General features: G+C 47.9%; 1 pseudogene. It reads right to left on the reverse strand.

Annotated features, from left to right (window positions below):
* A pseudogene (locus ACLN19_RS09100) lies at window positions 1–770 on the reverse strand (hypothetical protein); the annotation flags it as partial.

Raw genomic sequence — 770 nt, forward strand, 5'->3', positions numbered from 1 at the left:
TTCACCAGCTTCGTTCACATAGTGAACCACAACATTACCCTTCTTCACTTCTGGAGTTGGGTCTGGATCTGGATTTGGTGTCGGTGTTACAGGTTCATATGGCACTGGAGTGTCTACACCTGGGTTATTTGGATCCACAATTGGTGGTGGAATGTAACCCTTCGTTGGATCTTCTGGATCAACTGGTTTCAACGGCTCTGTTGTTCCTGGAACTTTTGGCTCATAGCCTGGAATGTATGGCAACGGTGGATTGTCTTCTGGTACCAATGGTGTTTCATCATATGGTACTGGTGGACGATCTCCTGGGTTGTCTACACCTGGAATGTATGGCAAGTAGCTTCCTGGTTTCTGTGGTTTCTCAGGAGTTGGGCTTACTGGCTCATACGGTACTGGAGTGTCTACACCTGGGTTATTTGGATCCACAATTGGTGGTGGAATGTAACCCTTCGTTGGATCTTCTGGATCAACTGGTTTCAACGGCTCTGTTGTTCCCGGAACTTTTGGCTCATAACCTGGGATGTATGGCAACGGTGGATTGTCTTCTGGTACCAATGGTGTTTCATCATATGGTACTGGTGGACGATCTCCTGGGTTGTCTACACCTGGGATGTATGGCAAGTAGCTTCCTGGTTTCTGTGGTTTCTCAGGAGTTGGGCTTACTGGCTCATACGGTACTGGAGTGTCTACACCTGGGTTGTTTGGATCCACAATTGGTGGTGGAATGTAACCCTTCGTTGGATCTTCTGGATCAACTGGTTTCAACGGCTCTG

It is taken from the genome of Streptococcus lishijunsis, assembly GCF_047290665.1.
Taxonomy (GTDB): Bacteria; Bacillota; Bacilli; order Lactobacillales; family Streptococcaceae; genus Streptococcus.